Below are 20,533 nucleotides of genomic sequence, written 5' to 3'. Positions count from 1 at the left end.
CGTCTCATGATTGCTAAGTTAACAACTTGCAATAATATTCATTCAACTCTATGTCCAGTCTAATGTAGTAATTCCACACAGAAGCTTATATGTTACTTTTGGATATCGCATACACTTCAATTACTTTTAAAAACATAAACAGGTGGTTTTGTAGAACCACTGCCGTTGTAGCCAATTAAAACAAAAAAATGTCGATAACAAAAGAATCAGAATTAATAGGAATGAAAAAAATTAGTGAAGTTGTTGGTACTACACTAAAATTGATGAGAGAATATGCTAAAGTTGGAATGACAACTAAAGAATTAGACCTTTATGGAGGTGAAATTTTAAAAAGTTATGGAGCTAAATCAGCACCTTTTGAAACTTATGGTTTTCCTGGATTCACTTGTATAAGTGTAAATAAAGAAGCTGCTCACGGAATACCATCTGATAAAAAAATATTAAAAGAAGGCGATTTGATTAATATTGATGTATCAGCTGAATTAAATGGATTTTGGTCTGACAACGGAGGTTCTTTTGTTCTAGGAAAAGATATTCATAACCACCAACCTCTTGTAAATGCTTCTAAAGATATTTTACGTAAAGCAATTAAAAATATCAAAGGTGGAGTTAAAATTTCTGAAATCGGATATTTAATAGAAACGGAGGCTAAAAAATCAGGCTTTAAAGTAATAAAAAATTTGGCTGGTCACGGAGTTGGTAGAAGCTTACACGAAGAACCAGAAAACATTTTAAATTATAGAGTTAGAACCAATCGAGAAAGATTTAAAAAAAACACAACTGTTGCAATAGAAACTTTTATTTCAACAAACTCAACAATTGCGGTTGAATTGAATGACGGCTGGACTCTAATAGGAAACAAAGGAGGCTTTGTAACGCAACACGAACAAACAATATTAATTACAGATAAAGATCCAATGATTCTGACTGAATCAAATGGAATATGGAATTAAAAACTGGTTACAATAACACCTACACGCAATGCCCTTCGGGACACTGGGCATAGCCAAACCGTTAGCTGCAAGCTGAAAAAATGAGAAAGTTAATACTGATATTGTTTCTGACCTTAACGAGTTGCTCAATAAAAACGGAATTCTTTATTTACAATGCAAGTGAAGAAATAGTAATTATTGAATACCAATTTATTGAACAAAGTGTATTCGGAGGGTTTGTTTCTAATCCAGAAATGATGGAATCGAATTGGCTGTCAAAACTTAAGGAAATTAAAAGTTCGGGATTGATTATTGATTTGACCAAAAAGCTGGTTTCTTGTAGATTAAAAAAAGGGCAAGCCTTAAAATTAGGATGGATTGGAAACTACAGTCCGCAATCTGAATATAAAAGACAAGAGTTGGCTGAAAACCTAAAAGAATTGCGAATCATTCGCAGTGGAAAAGAAACAAGAATCTTTACGGAAAAAGAAAAAGTTGCTGATTTATTTGAGCGCGTGAATTCAAAGCGATATGAGATAAAATTAAATGAATAAAGCCAGTAGCAAACAAAGAACTGCGTTAAAATCCTCGCGGATTTTCAGTTTAGAATAAACTTACAAAGTTAAGTGCTAAACCTCGCAATTACTCATAACCGTGCGGTTGTGCAACCTTTAATAAAGTTCTGAATGAGAAATTTATTTTACTACTTAATTACGTTTTTACTTCTTCAAGGTTGCGCTTCCTTTGATAAGGATTTAACCAATCCATATCCGCTAAATGAATCAAACTTATCGGAATTAGATGGAGTTTATGATATCAAACAAATTGACTATGATACTGCCTTCAAAAAGTTTGACCGACAAATGTGGACTGGAAATAATTTTCTTCAAGAAATCGACCGAAAACTAATCAAGGACACGTTACATCTTGACAGTCTTAAAAACTACAAATTCGGACTTAAGGTTTTAAATAAAAAAAGGGTTCGAATAAGCTACATTGAAAACGATACTGTTTTTAGAGAAAGAACGCTTAACGCAAAACTTAAAAAAGACGGATTTTTATATTTAAAAAATAAGAATACTGGATTTCTATTAGTTCCCTATATTGCTGGAGCGATTGATATTAAACGAACGAGATTGAGCAAATCTGAAAACGAAAATCTGATTTTGGATTATTCCAATCACAGGTCAGGAGCCTTTTTAATACTAGCATTTTTAGATGGTCGAACTTGGAAAAATCGACTTGAATACAAACGAATAGAATAAAAAGCCGTTTGCTAATAACACTAACCGTTGCACAAAACTGTAAAACATAACATTATAAACTTAAATAAGCCTCCTGAAGCTTCGAGACTAAGCGGTTTTCTTGTTTTAGTTTGTTGATAAAAAGGGTGGTAGTGCGTTAGCATTGATCCATATACTTCTTACACGGTCATTTTTATTGGCGTCGCCAAAGGGTTTAATACTCCGAAGCTTGCCTTGAAATTAAAAATTCGTTTCCAACCCTTGCCTCTTGGGCCTGCCATGAGGCAGTTTATCCTAAAAATGAAAGTAGCGTAAGCAGAAACAAGCTGCAGGTCTACAATTTTCATTTTACCAAAAATTGGTATATTTAAATGAATTAAAACGTTATGAAAAACACATCGATATCATTAGGGAATTATTTTGACGAGTTTGTACAAACCCAAGTTTCTGCTGGGCGATACAAAAATGTGAGCGAAGTAATACGTGCTGGACTACGCCTATTAGAAAATGAAGGAAGCAAAGCAATTGCGTTACGAAATGCTATTCAAGAAGGGATTGATAGTGGGATTGCTCACGATTTTGACCCAAAAAAAAATCTTGAGGAATTAAAAGCAAAACGCAGAAATAATGGTTAGCTACGAACTGACCAACAAAGCCGTAGCTGATTTAAATGGAATCTGGGAATATACGTGCGAAAACTGGTCGGAGAATCAAGCTGACAGCTATTATGATATGCTTCTTGATCTTTGTCAAGATATAGCTAATAATCCAGAACTGGGGAAGAACTATGATGGGGTCAAATCTGAGCTTTACGGATTAAAAGCAAATCTACACATCATTTTTTTACCGAAAAAGAATTGACCGTCCAATCGAAATCACGAGAATTTTACATGGTCAAATGGATTTGAAAAACAGAATAACGGAGTAAGGAAACCTACCCAATCTCTACGTTGGTATGGTGGTTTCAGCCTGTTTGCATTAGTATGATGGAAACTCAGAATCAAGGCTGTTTTATTGAACCGTCTCGATAATTATCTGGATTCTGTCGGTCTCCGCTCTACGGGTTTTGCTTATTTTGGTGTGAGGGGGTTGGGAAAGTTTTTTATACTGGTGGATATCGAGGCCTCTTTAACTACTTTTAAACAAGAAACAGATAGTTTTGTAAATCCACTGCCATTGGCAGTAATTATCAACCTTGTGGATATAGTATTAATGTTTTTCTTTTTTTAACCTGTCATCAATTGGCAATTCGATGAACTCTACTATTTGAACTTTTCCAAATTCTTTAAATAAAGGATTTAAAATGATATTTGATTCAAGACTAACAATTGTAGATGGTACCTTTAAAGCAAATCTATTTCTGTCTTTTGCTACTTCTGTAAAAACCTTTGTTGTTTTCGAAGAATATGGATATTGACTCCATCTTTCAGGTAACTCATCTAGTTCTTCTATCACAAACTCATCTGGAAACTTAATTTTTGCAATCAATATTTTTTTAGGTAGGTATGCAATGTTTTCAGAATGAACATAATACTCTAATAAAGCTAATGAAATATTTTCTGAACAATAAACTGCTCTAGTACCAACTGAATTCCATCTTCCACCAACTTTTTCAGCACCAATTCCTGATAATGTTGAGTCTTTATATTTTACATTAGCTACTCTGTAAACAATCATTAGCTATAAACATTATATTGAATCCTAACAATTTCATTTTCTACCATTTCAAAGCCAAAACTACTATCAAGTAGCTCAAATGGAATTTTACCTCCAAGAGTCCTTGATGGAGTAATCAACCATTTTTTAAAGTCTTCTTTGGAATCAAAAACCTCATAACCTAACCCAAATAATCGAGCTAATTCATAAATACGTTCTGATATTTCTTTTCCATAAACAGTTTTCTTTTGCATACTACTTATAGATGCAGGAAGAATATTTTCAAACTCTTTTTCTGTAGAATCTGTGTATTGAATCAATTGTTTCCAATCTGATTTTTTAACACCTTCTCTAATACGGCCTATTAGTTCCATTTTATATCCAGGAGCGTCTTTGGAATGCACAACAACCCAAGATGGGGAGAATTTACTGAACTTAACCGATTCTACAGCCTTTCTAGCATCTTTGACTTTTACTGAACCTTGTTTTTTATTTGAACCTGCTGTTTTTGCTTTAGTTTCCATTATTGGATATTTACGTGTTGTCTATTGTAAATATACAATAACATTTAATATTTATAAAATTTATAATTGGCGTTCATGTGATCAACACGCCTGTATTCGTTTGTAGAACCAGAGTCCAGAATGAACGCTTGTTTTGGTTGAAAGGTCCCAATAATCATCAAGATTTTGTCTGAGATCCTTATATGCAGTTTTTTGTTGGATATCGCCGCGACTTCAATTACTTTTAAGCTATTACTAGGGGGTCTCATAGATCCCATGCATAGTGTGCAAGGTAAAAAATAGAATGGATGGGTACAGCAATCGATATCAATGAATCTACAGTAAAAAAATATGTGGAGTCATTGCGACCCGAAGATAAAACAACACGTGAGCAATTGGATTTTGGATATTCTTACGATGGCAAAGTTGCAATTCTTTATGAAATCAGACCTTTTTGGGACAATCCGGAAGAGCTACAAACTATTGAATTTGCTAAAATCAGATTTTATAAGTCCAGAAAAGAATGGAATTTATATTGGATGCGGGCAAGTGGGAAATGGGAACTTTATGAACCTTTCCCCAAATCAACGCACTTGGACCAAATGATTAAGGTAATTAAAGAAGATAAATACGGTTGCTTTTTTGGGTAATCTTAAACAAAATATCATCAAAAATATTGCGCAGGAATTGGATTGCGGATGTGATTGCTATTTGAATGTGAAAACAGATGAGGTTATTGCAATCCCAAGGAATATTTACGTGTCAGACCACGATGACTTTACAAAGGCTTTTGAAGAGGACTTTACACGGATAGAAAATAACAAAACAGATTTTATAAAATTTGATGTTTTGGAAAGTTATGAGTCCTTTAAAATTATGGAATTATTTGTACACCAATTAACTGACCAAAATCTTAAGGCAGAATTGGGAAATGTATTAGAAAACAAGAAACCATTTCAGAATTTTAAGAATAAAATTGACCAGTCACATTTTAGACAAGATTGGTTTGATTTCAAGCAAAGGGAAATTGAGAAAAAAGTAGCAACCGAATTGAAAATAAGTAAAGCCAGAGCACAAAAATAATTACAGGCAGTTCCATTAGATTAAATGTGTTGTGCATATCACTTCGTTTAAACTATAGGATAGTATTTACTTGATCTTTAAAATGGCACAAAACAAACAGAAACAACTGGTGCAAATCGAACCGATACTGTAAACTTCCTTTTGAACCCGAACCCTTTAATATAGTAGGCCACAAGTAAGGATAACACTATATGCTCCTTCATTATTTCTATGATATACCTACACTCACCTACAAAAAGTGTGGTAAACTGTGGTTGCAGTGTGGACTCACTGTGGATTCAGTGTGGTTTCATCGTGCTTCATTCGTCTCGATAAAAGGGTTTCATTCCCCTAGTCTTGCCCTGAGGTGATTTACGGGGAGCTTTAGGTCTCTTAACCTGTTCTAGAATAGCTACACCGTTTGGTTTCTTAGAGTCTGAAAGGCTATGCCAATCTATGAGATGAGGGATACAGTACATTACCTCAACGCCGGTTTTCTCGTTTGCAATGATCCTATAAACAATTGATAATCTGTCAATTTTGGAGATATGCATATCTTTAGTGTCAATGTATATGTTTAGAATACACTCAAAATGACAGAAACCCATAAGCAATACTTCGATTTATATTTAAACCAATTAACCTATGCTACAAAGAAGGAAAAGGAATTCTTTAAAATGCATTTGTCTGTAGCATCTTTTGAGAAAGGAGATTACTTTTTAAAAGCCGGAGAAGTTCAGTCGCATATGTGTTTTATTTGTGAAGGCCTTATTCGAAGGTATTATATAAATGAAAAAGGCAACGCTATAACTACAGGATTCACCAAGGAGTGCGCTTATGTTACCGATTATCCTGCTTATTTAAGACAAATACCTACCAAGTATTACTTTAAATGCTTAGAGCCAACTACAGTTGTACGTCTGCCGTATTCATCGATAATGGAAAGCTATAAACGATTCAAGAATAGTGAAATGCAAGGCAGGCTTATTGCAGAGATGGTTTTGACTATTTTGAATGATAGAGTTGAGAGTTTTTTGTTTAATACTGCAGAAGAAAGGTACTTGAAATTCATTAATGAAAATCCAGATCTGATCCAGCGCATCAGTTTAACGGATCTATCTTCTTTTCTGGGTGTAGAAAGACAATCCCTGAGTAGAATACGAAGAAAACTTGCCAAGAACTGATTTTGTCACATATGTGACAGGTAGGGATCACTATTCGTTTGCATTTTTGTTACATCAATCAAAGCATAACAAAATGAAGTCTAAAACGTTACGCGATTTATTAAGTGTATTCTTTTTTGTCTTAATATCTATTTCCGCCTTCGGTCAAAATACACCAGAACGCATCCATCAGGATATTCAAAAACAAACAGCTCAAATTTTTGACAGTCTGATCAACATTCGTAGGGATTTGCATAGGTATCCGGAAATCAGTGGGGAGGAGAAAAGAACATCTGAGAAAATCGCTGAGTATTTGATTGGCCTTGGACTTGAGGTAAAAACTAATATTGGTGGATATGGTGTAGTGGGAATTTTGAAAGGAGCAAAACCGGGCAAAAAAATAGCCTGGCGTGCAGATATTGATGCCATGCCCTCAAAAGCTCCCGATGTCGTCGATTTTAAATCCAGAAACGAAGGAGTTCGTCATATTTGCGGACATGATGTGCATACCGCAGTTGCTTTAGGTATCGCTAATGTATTGTCCAGCCAAAAAGAACAGTTGGAAGGTACCGTATACTTTGTTTTTCAACCTTCAGAAGAAAATATAAAAGGGGCGTTGGCTATGATAGATGATGGCTTGTTTGATATTATCCACCCAGAAGAGATGTATGCGATGCATGTTACTCCTTTTCCCGCCGGAACCATTGCTACAAAATCAGAGGAAATGTTTTCTGATTATAAGCAGATTCATCTTAGTTTTCAAAACGTAACAGATAATGAAGCATTGATCGCTTTTGCAAAACGTCAGATAAGGGGGCTTGAGAATGTTGCTCCTGAAAGTGAATTTTGGAACATGCAAAACATGGGCGATCCGGAACTAGGGATTGCTGCACCAAATTCAATCTACAAAAATTTTACCACGGTCGAGAAGAACAACTTTAGCATAGCGGAAACAGAAAATAAGGTGGAAATACGAGCTTTTTTAAGTTTTAGCGATAAAAAGCAGCGGGATTCCGCTATACCGAACCTTAAAAACCAAATACTTGCCTCTCCATATGCAGATAAACTAATAAAATCCGAATTGGTTGATGTATTTCCAACTTTAGATAATAATGAAAAATTGGTTAATGCCTGTTTAGCTCAGTTATCGACAATTTATGGAAAGGATAAAGTGCTTCGCATGTATGGTGTTGTTGCCGATGGTAGAAGCGATGATTTTGCATTTTTTCAGCCTAAAGTGCCCAGTGTATATTTTTTTATGGGAGGTTCTAATTACGAAAAAGGCATTATTGCGCAAACCCATTCACCCAATTTTGCAGTGGATGAAAGCTGTATAAAAACAGGTGTGAATCTGTTTTCGTCTCTTATCGTAGAGCGCTTAAAATAAAAAGAATATTTGACGATAGTTTAATTATGAAAATTAGATACTTGATTATTCTCTTTGGCCTTTTATGTATTTTGAATGCTTGTGATAAGGTTGAAAATAAGACTAATGATTACACGCAATATCATTCAGAAATTATAGCAGCAGAAACATTAATTAGTCTAGAAAAATATGAGGAAGCATTGATTCGTTATGAAAAGTTATTTAATCAGTATGATTTCATTTTTCTTCGTGACTATAAAGTCGCTGCTCAACTTTCTTTCTTAATTGGAGAAAAGGAGAAAGGATTAATTTACATTAAAAAAGGGATTTCTAATGGCTGGGAGTTGGGTCACCTCAAAGAGCATACATTCCTGGCAAAACACCTACTTGCTTCTGATTGGGAGCTGATAGAAGAACACTATGAACACTTACACGATCAATTCTTAAATAGCATAGATACCACTATTAGAAGTAGCGTTCACGCAATGATCGAAAAGGATCAGAAACTTGCGTATAAAGCCTATGTTATAGAAGATGAGAAAGAACAAGAAAAATTCATTTCAGAAAATTTTCCTGAACATAGTGAAAAACAACTGTCCGATTTAATCGATATCATAGAACGCAAGGGGTATCCTGGGGAGTTTCTCATAGGAAATGATTTCTGGGTTTCAACTATTTTGAGTCACCACAATTCTCAAGGAGTTGCATATGTAAGAGAAGATACCCTATTTGATTTTATAAAGCCAAAATTGATGCAATTCCTAAAAGAAGGCTATATCTCTCCATATGAAATTGCATTGCCCGAAGATTGGAAGAAAGCAGTTACCTCAGAATGGAAGGAGTCCTCCTACGGTTATCTTATACCTCCTAACATATCGAATATCTCGCAAATAAATAAGGCAAGAAGCGCTATTGGACTGCCATCAGTTCAATTAAGAAATAAGTTGATCGCTATTGAAACAAAAACAGGAATGCGCCTTTATTTACCAGACTGGGTGGATGGAATAATAAAAATCGAAGAAAAATAAACACACTATGAAATATTCTTTTTACTTACTGCTTTTCCTAAGCATTTCCATTAATGCTTTAGCTCAGCAGCAATCAGATAGTTCTGTTACATCTATTGATGGAATTATCAATGAACTCCTTGAGGAAATAAGCATAGAAAAAGGGGAGAAAATGGATACTGCAGCAGTTCGGAATTTATTCCATCCAGCAGCCCAGTTTACAGTTGCCGATTCTATAAAAGCTGAATCGGTTTCACTAGACGATTTTCTGACACTTTTAAAAGATCCTTACTATGAAGAAGGATATCTTGAAAAAGAAATCCATAAAGTTGTAGATGAATATAATGGTATAGCTCAGGTGTTTCAGACATTTTATGGAAAGGACTCTAAGGGAGTTGATGATAAAGGAGTGAATAGTTATCAATTAACGTATTATAAAGGACGCTGGTGGATCGTTAGTCTTTTGTGGACTATGGAATCTAAAGGAAAACCAATTCCTGCAAAATATGGTGGAATTAAATAAGTGGCTAATAAAAGCTATTCATTAATAGAATACCCCGTTACATAATTTAACGGATTATTCGAAGAATTGCATATATGGTCTTTTAGTAAACATTTTTGTTTACTTTATTTGCTATCTTTACAGAAAGTTTTTGCCATGCTACCTGATCTGGATAAAATAAAGGGTGTTCATCCCGGAGCTGTTTTAAAACGTGCTTTAAAAAAGCGCGGGACTACCGCAAGTGATTTAGCGCGAACTATTGATGAGCATAAACAAACCATTAGCGCAATTTTAAACGGGCGAAGAGCCATAAATGCAAAACTTTCTATTAAGCTGGGAGATGTTTTTAGCGTACAGCCAGATTACTTTATGCTCCTGCAAGCCAGCTATGATGTGCAGCAACAAATTGCGGCAAACTATAGGAGAATTCCCAACCTCAATCATTTTAGAAAAGCGCTCTTTTGGGATACTCAATTAGAGCAGATAGATTGGGATAAAAACAAGCGTGCTGTAATACAACGCGTACTTGAGCGCGGAAACGGAAAAGAAATACAAGAGCTTCTTGCATTTTACGGGAGACAGACTGTTAAGAAGATTGTTCAATCGATCAAGAAAAGTTATTTACCCTCTTTTGAAGAAAATCTCAAGAATTATAATCTTATAGAGTAGGAGATAACTCGTTGAGTCTTCTAACTTGGTCATCGAGAGTCTATTGATATTGATTTGTTCAGCGATGCCCATATGGTAGTATAGATTTTGAAAAAATTAAGACTATTCTGAGAGATACTTTTCTGGGCTTGGTAAATCTTATTTAATAGGGTGTATCAAGGGTGACTTGGTGAAATTTGGGAACTCATTAAATTGGACTTTGAAGAACTAGTTGAAATATAATTTTAAATGAGCATTTTTGCTGATAGGCTTGTTGTTTTAGATGAAAATACTACCTTTGAATTGAATGTCAGGTAAATAGCATCAAAACGTAAGGTAGCGATCCGACAAGCAAAAATTTTGAAAATCGCTTAGAGACGCTGTTTTCTAGGGTTTTATTAAAAATACTGAATCCCTCCGGGGTCACAAGTTGAAAAGTGGTTAGTTTGAACAAACTAGCCACTTTTTTAATTTCAGGCTGTTTGTGATCCCTTAAAAAGCCATATCAGTGCTCCATTCTGTTAATTTTATGATAGTGTTTTGTGATGGGAAATTACAGGCTCCTCATAGGTTTTTACAGTAGCGATCTCAATTGTCGGTTGTTATTTTGTTTTAGAGCTACAGGCTTAAGATTACGGCTGCTTTAGGAAAAAAACTTATAAAGCGCGGCTCTAATAAACAGGTTGAAAAAGCATTAATGCTTTTTCAGTTTGCGAAAAAACAAAAAATCAAAATATATAAGCTATGACATCACGAAGAAACTTTATTACAAAATCGGCACTTGCTTCGGCAGCTTTGGTTTCGGCACCTTTTAATACGGCACGGTCAGAAACAAAAATTCCTTTTGCTGCACCTCAAGGCTTGGCGCGAACACCAATAGATTTCCCTGCTATACATGGTATAGGTGGAGTTGCTTTTGGAAATGGTTTTCACAAGAACTCTAACGCGGCAACTACGCAAACCCTTCAAGCGGCCTGGGATAACGGCGTACGTTATTTTGATACTTCACCGTGGTATGGTTTGGGGCTTAGCGAACGTAGATTAGGACATTTTTTGTTTGAACAAAAGCGGGAGGATTTTTTAATTTCAACTAAAGTAGGACGTGTTCTGGAACCTAATGCAGGTTTTACACCAAACCCAGATTTATTGTGGGAGGGAAAGCTCAACTTCAAGCATAACTATGATTACACTGCTGAAGGAGTACGTAAATCTGTTGAAGATAGCCTACATCGCTTGGGCTTAGCCTCTTTAGATATTGTTTTTGTTCACGATTTATCCCCAGATAATGGAGACTTAGGCAAAGATTGGGTTAAACATTTTGAGATCGCGCAAAAAGGAGCATTTCCTGAATTGACCAAAATGCGTGAAGAAGGCCTGATCAAAGGCTGGGGAATGGGCGTAAATACTCCACAGCCCATTTTAAAATGCTTGGAAGTGGCAGATCCTGATGTGATGCTTGTTGCGATTCAATATTCTTTAGCAGAACATAAGAATGCGTTGAATGAAGTTTTTCCTGCGATGGAGAAGAAGGATGTGAGCGCTGTAATTGGAGGTCCATTGAACGCCGGATTCTTAGCCAATCGGGATCGCTGGAACTATGGCGGAAAAATGCCTCAAGACATGGTAGAAAAGCGAGAGAAAATGAACGCTATCGTCAATAACTATGACGTAGATTTACGTACGGTAGCATTGCAGTTCTGTGCAGCGCATCCTGTTGTCGCTTCTGTAATTCCCGGTGCGAGCACCGCAGAACAGTCTGCAGCAAATGCAGCTTCTTTTTCAGTAAAAATTCCTGCTGATCTATGGGCTGAACTAAAAGAAGAAAAATTGATTGAAGAAAATGTGCCTGTTTAAAAAAACAGATGTGTAGAAAAAAAGGAAACTACTTACTATAAATAAGCAGTTTCCTTTTATCTTAATATAGATACTCAAGAGCTACAATATCGTATCTCCCAAATTCTCCGGTCTCATTCAGACCAAAACAAGAGAGCATTACAGAATTAGGATCCAACCTATATGGAGTTCCAGGGATATGAACAGCCCCTGAAGGATTAGCAAGTTCGCCAAAACTAGGTCGACCACAACTCTGACGCGTAAACCAGTCAGTATGTCTAAGTCCTAAGGTATGACCAATCTCGTGCGTCATAACATGGGTGTTAACTTCTAAACTATAATTTTCCATACCAGAATAGATCTGAACATATAGATAAGGGTTTCCTGCAGAAGGAAAACCGGCAACACCACCAGCAGCGCCATTAGGATTTTGAAATACAATAATGTCTGCGTTGGTAAGATCATTGGTGAATGTAAGATTGAAACTTAGCCCTAAATTCAGATCATTATAATTTGCTACAGCTTCGGTAAGTGCATCCTGTTGCAGTGCTGTTAAATTTTGATTGAAGCCCAGGCCTGTATAACCAATTACTTCGATAACTCTGGGAGAAGTTACTAAATTATAGGTGCGGTATTGCTTGTTGCTAATATCAACAGGGCGTATGCTTTCTAATTCTGCAGCACTGATAGCGATATCTCCCTCGATCAGCAAGCTGGTTCTCGTGCTTCCGTCAGGGAAAGTTGTTGTAATGGTTTCTACATCCTCGGGATTCAAGCTCAGCGCTTCAATTTGACTTAGGATTTCAGGCGTAATTTCTAGTTCTTGTTCCAGAGTTTCTTTCTGGTCTGCGATAGGTTCTTCATTTTGGCACGAAAAGAGCAAGCTCAGTGCGCCCAACATAATAAGCGATTTGATTTTCATAATTACTTGGTTTTAAAATGGTTAATAAATCAAGGTTAAGTTAATGAAAATCTTAAGTCAATTTGCAAATATCTGATAATAAAATATTTAAGTGCAGGTTGTCTTGAAATATAACGTTTTCGTCGAAAAATTTCTTGATGGGTGGGGATTTGAGTTATTTTAAAGATTCCCTAGAATATCTCCCCTTTAAGCAGCCGTCTGGCCGTCAACTAAGTATATTATTTATTAACCATTTATATATTATTAATTGAATTATGAAAAATTCTATTCTTTTATTAGGTGCGAGTTTAATCTCCGCAGCAGGAATTGCACAGAGCAATTCGAGTACTTTAGAACAGCAGGGTAATGCTAACCTTGGAGCGGTGTATCAAGTAGGTACATACAACTATTCTTATGGATATCAATTAGGTGATGAGAATACTCTGGATGTTGATCAAGAGGGAGCTTATAACTCAGCGTATTCTTATCAATATGGAAATTTAAATGACGCGGCAATTTCCCAACTGGGTGATTCTAATTTTTCACAGGTTGTACAGCAAATTGAAGGAAACACTGCCGAAATTTCTCAGGAAGGAGCAGTCAATGGGGATTATGTTTATCAGTACGGTACAGAAAATGATGCTACCGTAGAGCAGGTAGGTGATTTTAATTATGGCTATTCTGATCAATCTGGGGCTCAAAACAGTGTAACACTAACCCAATGGGGGAATGATAATGCAGCTTACCAAATTCAAAATGGTAATACAAATTCAGCAACGATCACGCAAGGTGTTGACTATACGGGCTGGGCTTCCTCTCAAATCGGTTTTGCGCAGCAGGAGCAGTATGGTGATGCAAATGACGCTACTATAACGCAAAGAGGACAATATCAATTTGCGCTTCAAGCTTCTATAGGTGATAATAATGAGGTTGTGGCTTACCAAGGTAACGACAACAACTACTCACGTCAATATCAGGAAGGCGATAACAATTTTGCAAATACACAGCAGTATTTCTCTACACAAACCTCTTTTCAAGAGCAAATAGGAGATGACAATTATGTTAATACGGTTCAAACCTCTGGGGATCTTAACTTCGCAACAGTAGCACAATGGGGAGATGATAACTATGCTTTAACAAGGCAGCTAGGAGATTCTAATGGTGCAGCTGTGACGCAGCTAGGTCTAAGTCATTCAAGTACAATTATGCAAACCGGAGCATTTAATGCTGCAGATGTTTTTCAGACTGACTTCTAAATTTAAAGTTGTTTTACTTCTAAAGCCTTGTTTATTTGACAAGGCTTTTTTGGTAAGATTATTTGCATTCATTTCAATAAAATAATTAAGTTTAAGTGCTGTATTGCAGGGGCTTTGACTCGTTATAGTCCGGTTTTTGTATCAGAAGAAAATTTTTAGCGGGTTTTATGAGCCGTATTCAAAATAATTTTAAAACAGAGAAAAAGATGCTCAAACTTAGCAGTTTGGTGTTTTGCGCTGTTGTGATTGCGGTACTCAATATTTTGGCTATAAGTTTTCTTTCTCCTATCCCTATGCGCGGCGTGCGGCTTATTTCTACCTGTCTTTTTTTGAGTTACTACACCTTTTTTATTTCAGGGCGTAACAAGTATGTCGTGGCTATTTTAATTGCTTTAGTTGCTCGAGATTATTTTTATATCCATTATGAGCAAGACGATTACGATTATTACTTTTTCGCGTTCAGTATTTTGAGCTATATTCTGTTGTTAATAAAGCAATGGCGTAAGCTTATTAAATACAAATTTCAAACACCTTCCCTTTTAGTAGGAGCTCTGCTTACATTCGCTTTTGCTTTTATGCTTGTACAGCTTGAGGAAATCGCCTCTCCAGAATTTAGAGAACCGGGAATAACCTATGCATTTTATATTTTTGGAAGTGCTATTATTGCGCTTTTATTGTCATCCCTTTACTATTATTACCGTGTAGGAAGTCGCAGGTCTATAATATTTTGTTTTCTCGCGTACAGCTGGTTGATCACAGATGTTGCTTCATGTTTTGCATATTACGTTTCGATTTATGAAATGTACTACTTAGAACGAATAGCCTATGTGACGTCTTTGTTTTTACTTATCAACTACGGTTTAAATACGGGACTTTTAGATCGGGAGCGTAAATACAGCACCGACTATTCGGAATAAACTTAAGATTGCTGCGGAAGTATTCTTTCTTCCCAAACATTGCTTTTCGCACCATTAAAATAACAGCAAAACGCTTTTTTTTTATGTAAATTCGCAAGCAATTAAAAATGCTTATGCTAGAACGATTAAACTTTATAAAACAACGCTTTGACGAAGTAAGCGATCTTATTATTCAGCCTGATATAATCAGCGATCAAAAGCGCTATGTTGAATTAAATAAAGAATACAAAGATTTACGCGCACTTATGGATGAGCGCGAGAACTATATTAAGCATACCCAGCGTATTGAGGAAGCTGAAGAGATCATTGCCGATGGTAGCGATCCTGAAATGACCGAGATGGCAAAACTTCAGCTAGAAGAGGCGAAGGAGGCCATGCCTGCTTTGGAAGAAAAAATTCGTTTTATGCTGGTGCCTAAAGATCCTGAAGACGCAAAGAATGCTGTGATGGAAATCAGAGCAGGAACGGGTGGGGACGAAGCAAGTATCTTTGCCGGAGACCTGTATCGTATGTATATGAAATACTGCGAAAGCAAAGGTTGGAGAACCAGTACGATTGATTACAGTGAAGGAACCAGTGGTGGATATAAAGAAATTCAGGTTGAGGTAACCGGTGAAGATGTTTACGGAACCTTACGCTTTGAAGCCGGAGTACACCGCGTACAGCGTGTGCCACAAACCGAAACACAAGGTCGTGTACACACCAGTGCGGCTACCGTTATGGTATTTCCTGAAGCTGAAGAGTTTGATGTAGAAATTGATCCTAAAGACGTACGTATAGATTATTTCTGTTCGTCAGGTCCTGGTGGGCAGTCGGTAAACACGACGTATTCTGCGGTGCGTTTAACACACGAGCCAACAGGTTTGGTGGCGCAATGTCAAGATCAAAAATCTCAGCATAAGAACAAAGAGAAAGCGTTTAAAGTATTGCGTTCGCGTCTTTATGATTTAGAGCTTGCTAAGAAGCAGGAAGAAGATGCAGCAAAACGTGGGTCAATGGTAACCAGTGGAGACCGAAGTGCAAAAATACGTACGTATAACTATCCGCAAGGAAGGGTTACTGATCACCGTATCAACTTGACGCTTTATGATTTGGCCAATATTATTGATGGAGATATTCAGAAAATTATAGACGAATTACAGCTGGTAAGCAATACCGAAAAACTAGCGGAAGGCGGCGATCAAATTTAATTTTCAACGTACTAAAATCTATCGTTTTGAACATCAATACGCTTGTTGAGCAAATAAAGAAAAAGCAATCTGTTCTATGCGTGGGACTGGACACTGATCTAGATAAAATTCCTAAGCACTTGCTCGAGGAAGATGACCCCATTTTTGCATTCAATAAAGCGATCATTGATGCGACGCATCAGATTGCGGTGGCATATAAACCCAATACCGCCTTTTACGAAGCTTACGGATTAAAAGGCTGGGAGTCTTTAGAAAAAACGATAAACTATTTAAACGAGAAGCATCCTGATGTTTTCACGATCGCCGATGCAAAACGTGGTGATATCGGGAACACCTCAAGTAGATATGCTAAAGCTTTTTTTGAAGATCTTGGTTTTGATTCGGTGACCACAGCACCTTACATGGGAAAAGATTCTATAGAGCCTTTTCTGGCTTTTGAAGAGAAATTCACCATATTGCTGGCGCTTACATCTAATCCCGGAGCTTTCGATTTTCAAACGCAGCAAATTGATGGAACCGAGCTCTATAAAAAAGTTTTGGCGACGTCAACCACTTGGGAGCACAGCGAGCGCTTGATGTATGTAGTAGGCGCAACAAAGGCTGAATTCTTGGCGGATATTCGTCAGATTATTCCGGATGCATTTTTGCTCGTTCCAGGCGTAGGTGCGCAAGGCGGAAGTATGGATGAGGTTTTTAAATATGGAATGAATGATCAGGCCGGATTGCTCATCAATTCTTCTCGCGGAATTATTTATGCATCTTCTTCTGAAGATTTTGCAAAAGCCGCAGCTGCCGAAGCAGAACGTCTTCAAAAGCAAATGGCTTCGCATCTCGCAAAACTCGGTTAAACCTGTATTTTTGATCTATGCTAGATCAATTAGGCCGTGAAATAAAGCTCAAAAACACTCCTAAATGTATCGTTTGTCTCGTTCCCAGTCTCACCGAATTATTGGTAGATTTAGGGTTGAGTGATCGATTAGTTGGAGTGACCAAATTTTGTGTACACCCAGAAAATCTTAGGACGGAAAAAACTATCGTTGGTGGAACCAAGTCCATTCACGCCGATCGCATAGCAGCCCTAAAACCTGACTTTATCCTGTGTAATAAGGAAGAAAATACTCAGGAAATTGTTGTGGCTTGTGAACAAATCGCTCCAGTGTATGTTTCAGATATAAATGATTTTGATTCATTCTACAGTTTTGTAGATGACTTAGGAACACTTTTACGTTGTAAACCTCAAGCTGAAGCATTGGTAACAGCGGTAAAAAACCGACTTGAGCAATTCAGAGCAAAAATGGTTTCTGAGCCTGTGCGCAGCGTACTTTATATTATTTGGAAAGACCCGCTAATGGCTGCCGGAAGAGTGACCTTTATCAATGTGCTTTTAGAAGCCTGCGGTTTCAGAAATACTATAGCAGAAGAACATTCGAGATATCCTGAAGTGGATTCAGAGCTGCTGAAAAAAGCAGATTATGTATTGCTTTCTTCAGAGCCGTTTCCGTTCTCTGAAAAACATATTGCTGAATTCGAAACTCAGACTGAAGCACAAATTCTATGTGTAGATGGGGAGTATTTCAGTTGGTACGGTAGTAGGCTTCTAAAAGCCTTTGATTATTTTCAGGATTTGGTATTTCAGATGAAGTAGCTAAGTTAAGAGTAGCTGTTCCTGCGTATTTCTTCGGTTTCTTCAGCAGTTTTAAATACATCCCAATCTTTTCCTTGTGTGCGTCGAGCTCCTAAAATGTTAGCAAACTGACCTGCTTTTATGGGATCGTTATATTTAGCAAATCCATAAGCTAATCCGCCGGCAAAACTGTCTCCGCATCCTGTAGTATCCACAACTTTGTCGACTTTAACCGAAGCGATCCAGTCTTTTTTGAGTTGGTCATTTTCCATAGAATACAGAATGCATCCCCTGGAGTCCATGGTGACATAGAAATACGACACGCCTTTTTTCAAAACGTGCATAGCAAGATCGTCGAGATGTTCTGTTGCGTTCTCGTCATAAATTGAAGGAATCTCGCGCTCGTATTCACGCGCGAATGACATGCATTGCGATTCTTCTAAATTCATTTTTAAAACATCAATATACGGAAGCCACTCATCACGATCTACCCAAAATTTGCGATGGCGATGCCCTTTAACATCCATAGCTGTGGTGGCACCGTGCGCATCAAAAACGATGGTTGCGTCGCTGTGTTTTTTAATATGTTTTAAGGTGCTCAGGCTTATTTCAAAATCGGTGATGGGAACAAAAACGAAAACCGCTGCATCCAGATGTTTTTTAATATGCTTCGGCCGTATGGGATTCATACAAGCCAGTTGTTTTTCCTCCCGATTATTTTGGTCTTTAAAATCAAGAAGAATCACTGTGCCACTGTCTTCTTTAGTGTTGATTCCGCTGAGATCAATATTTTTAAAAGGAGCAAATTCAGAGGTGATCCCATCCTCATCTTTCTTATGCATATTGCTTACGGGCACAACAACGCCTTCATCATCCAATAATTTAGATAGCGCAATCACCGGATGTGTAACACAACCATAGCGCATGATAATATCGTTTTCATAAGTTGAAATCGTATCTCTTGGAATAGGGCCGGCAACAACTATTTTTAGCAGATTTGACATAAGATTCTAATCTTGAAGTGCAAACACTTTTTTAAGCAGCGTGGTGGTACGCGCAGAAAAATCGGTTCTTATTTCTTTTTCCTCGACAGCGATCATCGTGTAAACCCCTTTTAACGCTTCTTTGGTTACATAATCTGTTAAATCAGGATTTACATTATTGGTAAGTGGTAATGCGTTGTATTTGGTGATGAGGTTGCTCCAGATTTGATCAGCGCCCACTTTGCTGAAAGATGATTTGATCACCGGATTGAATTTATCATACAATTGCTCACTGGTTTTATTTTCCAGATAGGTTGTTGCCGAATTATCAGCTCCCAGAAGTATATTTCTAGCATCGTTGAAGGTGATGCCTTTGACGGCGTCAACAAAAATAGGCGTCGCTTCGCTTACCGCATCTTCAGCAGCACGATTAAGTACTTTTAAGCCTTCATCGGCAAGACTGCCAAGGCCAACATTTCGTAAGGTTTGATCTACTTTTTGTAATTCTTCCGGTAGCAAGATTTTTACTAAATTATTTCCGTAGAACCCATCTTTTTGGGTGAGTTTGGTTACTTGTTTGTCGATACCAAAATCCAAAGCTTGGCGCAGGCCGCTGGCGATGGTTGTGTTGTCAATGCCCGTTTGATTGGGTAGGTTATCAACCACAGATTGTAATTCGGCACAACTGCCAAGTATTAAGATCGAAAGAAGGGCTACTATTTTTTTCATAGTGTTAAGTTAGGCTATTCTCGAAGATTTTAAAAATAGGCGTTAGGAGAAAATCACTGTTTTGTTTCCAAAAACCAGAACTTTATGTTCTACGTGGGCTTTGATGGCACGTGCCAAAACTATTTTTTCTAAGTCTCTTCCTTTAAGGATAAAATCCTGAACCGAATGCACGTGAGACACACGTACGATCTCTTGTTCAATAATAGGGCCTTCGTCCAGATCAGCAGTAACATAATGACTGGTAGCGCCTATGATCTTTACGCCACGTTCAAAAGCAGCGTGGTAGGGTTTTGCTCCAATAAATGCCGGCAAAAAGGAATGGTGAATGTTGATGATCTTATTCTTGAATTGCGCTACAAAGTCATCAGAAATGATTTGCATATAGCGTGCGAGAACGATCAAATCGATATTGTGTTCTTTAATTGCTGCGATTTGTTCTGCTTCAGCTTCTGCCTTAGTTGCTTTAGTCACCGCAATATGTTTAAATGGAATTTCAAAACGTTTGGCTACGATTTCCAGGTCAGGATGATTGCTGATGATCAGCGGGATTTCAACAGGTAATTCTCCTGAAGCGTAGCGTCCTAAAAGATCATATAAACAATGATCATATTTAGAAACAAAAAGCGCTAAACGCGGTTTGTAATACGCATCAAAAAGTTGATAGGTCAATTGATAATCGTCAACAAATTGAGCAATAAACTGCATCTCAAAATCTGCGATGCTAAAACCCTCTTGATCAAATTCACTTTCAACACGCATAAAAAAGATACCTTCTTGGCGGTCTACATGTTGATCTAGGTAAACAATATTTCCTTGGCGTTCAAGAATAAATTGGGTTATAGTGGTGACAATACCTTTGCGATCTGGACAATTGATTAAAAGCGTAATTTTCTGCATAATTTGAAAAGCTTGGTTGGTTGATTCTCAGCGGATAAAATTAAGTTTGTCTGCTCGCTAATCTAGAAAATAAACTTTCAAATTATAATATTAATAACACAAAATAATTATCAATTAGTT

At 37.1% G+C, this 20,533-nt stretch carries 24 protein-coding genes; 18 read left to right on the top strand and 6 right to left on the bottom strand.

Annotated features, from left to right (window positions below; all coding sequences use genetic code 11):
* The first annotated feature begins 188 nt into the window (after positions 1-188).
* The 5 genes from map to WA338_RS16390 all read left to right on the top strand — a co-directional run bounded on the left by map (position 189) and on the right by WA338_RS16390 (position 3,037).
* A complete protein-coding gene (map, locus tag WA338_RS16410; protein WP_009781453.1) occupies positions 189-953 on the top strand; it encodes a type I methionyl aminopeptidase in 765 nt (254 codons plus the stop codon).
* An 80-nt stretch (positions 954-1,033) separates the two neighbouring features.
* Positions 1,034-1,486, top strand: a complete 453-nt coding sequence (locus WA338_RS16405; protein ID WP_040532946.1) for a hypothetical protein — start codon at positions 1,034-1,036, stop codon at positions 1,484-1,486.
* Between the two features lie 132 nt (positions 1,487-1,618).
* Entirely contained in the window at positions 1,619-2,197 is a 579-nt protein-coding gene (locus WA338_RS16400; protein ID WP_009781451.1) for a hypothetical protein, read from the top strand.
* Between the two features lie 365 nt (positions 2,198-2,562).
* A complete protein-coding gene (locus WA338_RS16395; RefSeq protein ID WP_336094185.1) occupies positions 2,563-2,811 on the top strand; it encodes a type II toxin-antitoxin system ParD family antitoxin in 249 nt (82 codons plus the stop codon).
* A complete protein-coding gene (locus WA338_RS16390; RefSeq protein WP_336094183.1) occupies positions 2,804-3,037 on the top strand; it encodes a type II toxin-antitoxin system RelE/ParE family toxin in 234 nt (77 codons plus the stop codon). Before WA338_RS16395 ends, WA338_RS16390 begins: the two co-directional genes overlap by 8 nt.
* A gap of 348 nt (positions 3,038-3,385) precedes the next feature.
* On the opposite strand, the gene WA338_RS16385 is transcribed toward WA338_RS16390, so the two are convergent.
* Complete coding sequence (locus WA338_RS16385) at positions 3,386-3,853, bottom strand: RES family NAD+ phosphorylase (RefSeq protein WP_336094180.1); 468 nt, start codon at positions 3,851-3,853, stop codon at positions 3,386-3,388.
* On the bottom strand, positions 3,853-4,356 hold the full coding sequence (locus WA338_RS16380; protein ID WP_286992774.1) for an antitoxin Xre/MbcA/ParS toxin-binding domain-containing protein: 504 nt from the start codon (positions 4,354-4,356) through the stop codon (positions 3,853-3,855). Before WA338_RS16380 ends, WA338_RS16385 begins: the two co-directional genes overlap by 1 nt.
* A 287-nt stretch (positions 4,357-4,643) precedes the next feature.
* Between WA338_RS16380 and WA338_RS16375 the strand changes: the two genes are divergently transcribed.
* The 8 genes from WA338_RS16375 (at position 4,644) to WA338_RS16340 (ending at position 11,937) form a co-directional block, all read left to right on the top strand.
* Complete coding sequence (locus tag WA338_RS16375; RefSeq protein WP_286992773.1) at positions 4,644-4,985, top strand: DUF3024 domain-containing protein; 342 nt, start codon at positions 4,644-4,646, stop codon at positions 4,983-4,985.
* The gene (locus WA338_RS16370; protein WP_286992771.1) at positions 4,978-5,418 is read left to right on the top strand and encodes a UPF0158 family protein; all 441 of its coding nucleotides are present in this window, start codon (positions 4,978-4,980) and stop codon (positions 5,416-5,418) included. The genes WA338_RS16375 and WA338_RS16370 overlap by 8 nt, the downstream gene beginning before the upstream one ends.
* Before the next feature lie 572 nt (positions 5,419-5,990).
* Positions 5,991-6,581 (top strand): Crp/Fnr family transcriptional regulator, encoded by a 591-nt coding sequence (locus WA338_RS16365; protein WP_009781444.1) that lies wholly within the window; start codon positions 5,991-5,993, stop codon positions 6,579-6,581.
* Between the two features lie 73 nt (positions 6,582-6,654).
* The gene (locus WA338_RS16360; protein ID WP_336094175.1) at positions 6,655-7,947 is read left to right on the top strand and encodes a M20 metallopeptidase family protein; all 1,293 of its coding nucleotides are present in this window, start codon (positions 6,655-6,657) and stop codon (positions 7,945-7,947) included.
* A gap of 26 nt (positions 7,948-7,973) precedes the next feature.
* Positions 7,974-8,954, top strand: a complete 981-nt coding sequence (locus tag WA338_RS16355; RefSeq protein WP_336094173.1) for a hypothetical protein — start codon at positions 7,974-7,976, stop codon at positions 8,952-8,954.
* Between the two features lie 7 nt (positions 8,955-8,961).
* Positions 8,962-9,456 carry a hypothetical protein gene (locus WA338_RS16350; RefSeq protein ID WP_336094171.1) on the top strand — a complete coding sequence of 165 codons (495 nt, stop codon included), beginning with the start codon at positions 8,962-8,964 and terminating at the stop codon, positions 9,454-9,456.
* A 135-nt stretch (positions 9,457-9,591) separates the two neighbouring features.
* The gene (locus tag WA338_RS16345) at positions 9,592-10,104 is read left to right on the top strand and encodes a HigA family addiction module antitoxin (RefSeq protein ID WP_009781440.1); all 513 of its coding nucleotides are present in this window, start codon (positions 9,592-9,594) and stop codon (positions 10,102-10,104) included.
* Positions 10,105-10,827: 723 nt separating this feature from the next.
* Positions 10,828-11,937 (top strand): aldo/keto reductase, encoded by a 1,110-nt coding sequence (locus WA338_RS16340; protein WP_336094168.1) that lies wholly within the window; start codon positions 10,828-10,830, stop codon positions 11,935-11,937.
* 61 nt (positions 11,938-11,998) lie between these two features.
* Here WA338_RS16340 and WA338_RS16335 read toward each other — a convergent pair whose 3' ends face one another.
* Positions 11,999-12,838: a M57 family metalloprotease gene (locus WA338_RS16335; RefSeq protein WP_336094166.1), complete on the bottom strand. Its 840-nt coding sequence runs from the start codon at positions 12,836-12,838 to the stop codon at positions 11,999-12,001.
* A 254-nt stretch (positions 12,839-13,092) separates the two neighbouring features.
* Between WA338_RS16335 and WA338_RS16330 the strand changes: the two genes are divergently transcribed.
* The 5 genes from WA338_RS16330 (at position 13,093) to WA338_RS16310 (ending at position 17,825) form a co-directional block, all read left to right on the top strand.
* Complete coding sequence (locus tag WA338_RS16330; RefSeq protein WP_336094164.1) at positions 13,093-14,073, top strand: hypothetical protein; 981 nt, start codon at positions 13,093-13,095, stop codon at positions 14,071-14,073.
* A 206-nt stretch (positions 14,074-14,279) separates the two neighbouring features.
* On the top strand, positions 14,280-14,990 hold the full coding sequence (locus WA338_RS16325) for a hypothetical protein (protein WP_272984705.1): 711 nt from the start codon (positions 14,280-14,282) through the stop codon (positions 14,988-14,990).
* A gap of 113 nt (positions 14,991-15,103) precedes the next feature.
* Positions 15,104-16,180, top strand: coding sequence for a peptide chain release factor 1 (gene prfA / locus WA338_RS16320; RefSeq protein ID WP_072983865.1), 1,077 nt, complete (start codon positions 15,104-15,106; stop codon positions 16,178-16,180).
* 26 nt (positions 16,181-16,206) lie between these two features.
* On the top strand, positions 16,207-17,028 hold the full coding sequence (gene pyrF, locus WA338_RS16315) for an orotidine-5'-phosphate decarboxylase (protein ID WP_272984702.1): 822 nt from the start codon (positions 16,207-16,209) through the stop codon (positions 17,026-17,028).
* A gap of 17 nt (positions 17,029-17,045) precedes the next feature.
* Positions 17,046-17,825, top strand: a complete 780-nt coding sequence (locus WA338_RS16310) for an ABC transporter substrate-binding protein (RefSeq protein ID WP_272984701.1) — start codon at positions 17,046-17,048, stop codon at positions 17,823-17,825.
* Positions 17,826-17,830: 5 nt separating this feature from the next.
* Here the strand turns inward: WA338_RS16310 and WA338_RS16305 are convergent, their stop codons facing one another.
* From WA338_RS16305 to purU, 3 genes are read right to left on the bottom strand one after another with little or no spacing between them, the layout of a single operon-like run.
* Positions 17,831-18,808 carry a carbohydrate kinase family protein gene (locus WA338_RS16305; RefSeq protein WP_272984700.1) on the bottom strand — a complete coding sequence of 326 codons (978 nt, stop codon included), beginning with the start codon at positions 18,806-18,808 and terminating at the stop codon, positions 17,831-17,833.
* 6 nt (positions 18,809-18,814) lie between these two features.
* Positions 18,815-19,516, bottom strand: coding sequence for a DUF4197 domain-containing protein (locus WA338_RS16300; RefSeq protein ID WP_273420533.1), 702 nt, complete (start codon positions 19,514-19,516; stop codon positions 18,815-18,817).
* Between the two features lie 42 nt (positions 19,517-19,558).
* The gene (purU, locus tag WA338_RS16295; RefSeq protein ID WP_272984698.1) at positions 19,559-20,413 is read right to left on the bottom strand and encodes a formyltetrahydrofolate deformylase; all 855 of its coding nucleotides are present in this window, start codon (positions 20,411-20,413) and stop codon (positions 19,559-19,561) included.
* Between the last annotated feature and the right edge of the window lie 120 nt (positions 20,414-20,533).

Origin of the sequence: Leeuwenhoekiella sp. CH_XMU1409-2 (assembly GCF_037029365.1) — a bacterium.
Taxonomy (GTDB): Bacteria; Bacteroidota; Bacteroidia; order Flavobacteriales; family Flavobacteriaceae; genus Leeuwenhoekiella; species Leeuwenhoekiella blandensis.
This window is presented reverse-complemented; position numbering and strand designations above follow the sequence as displayed.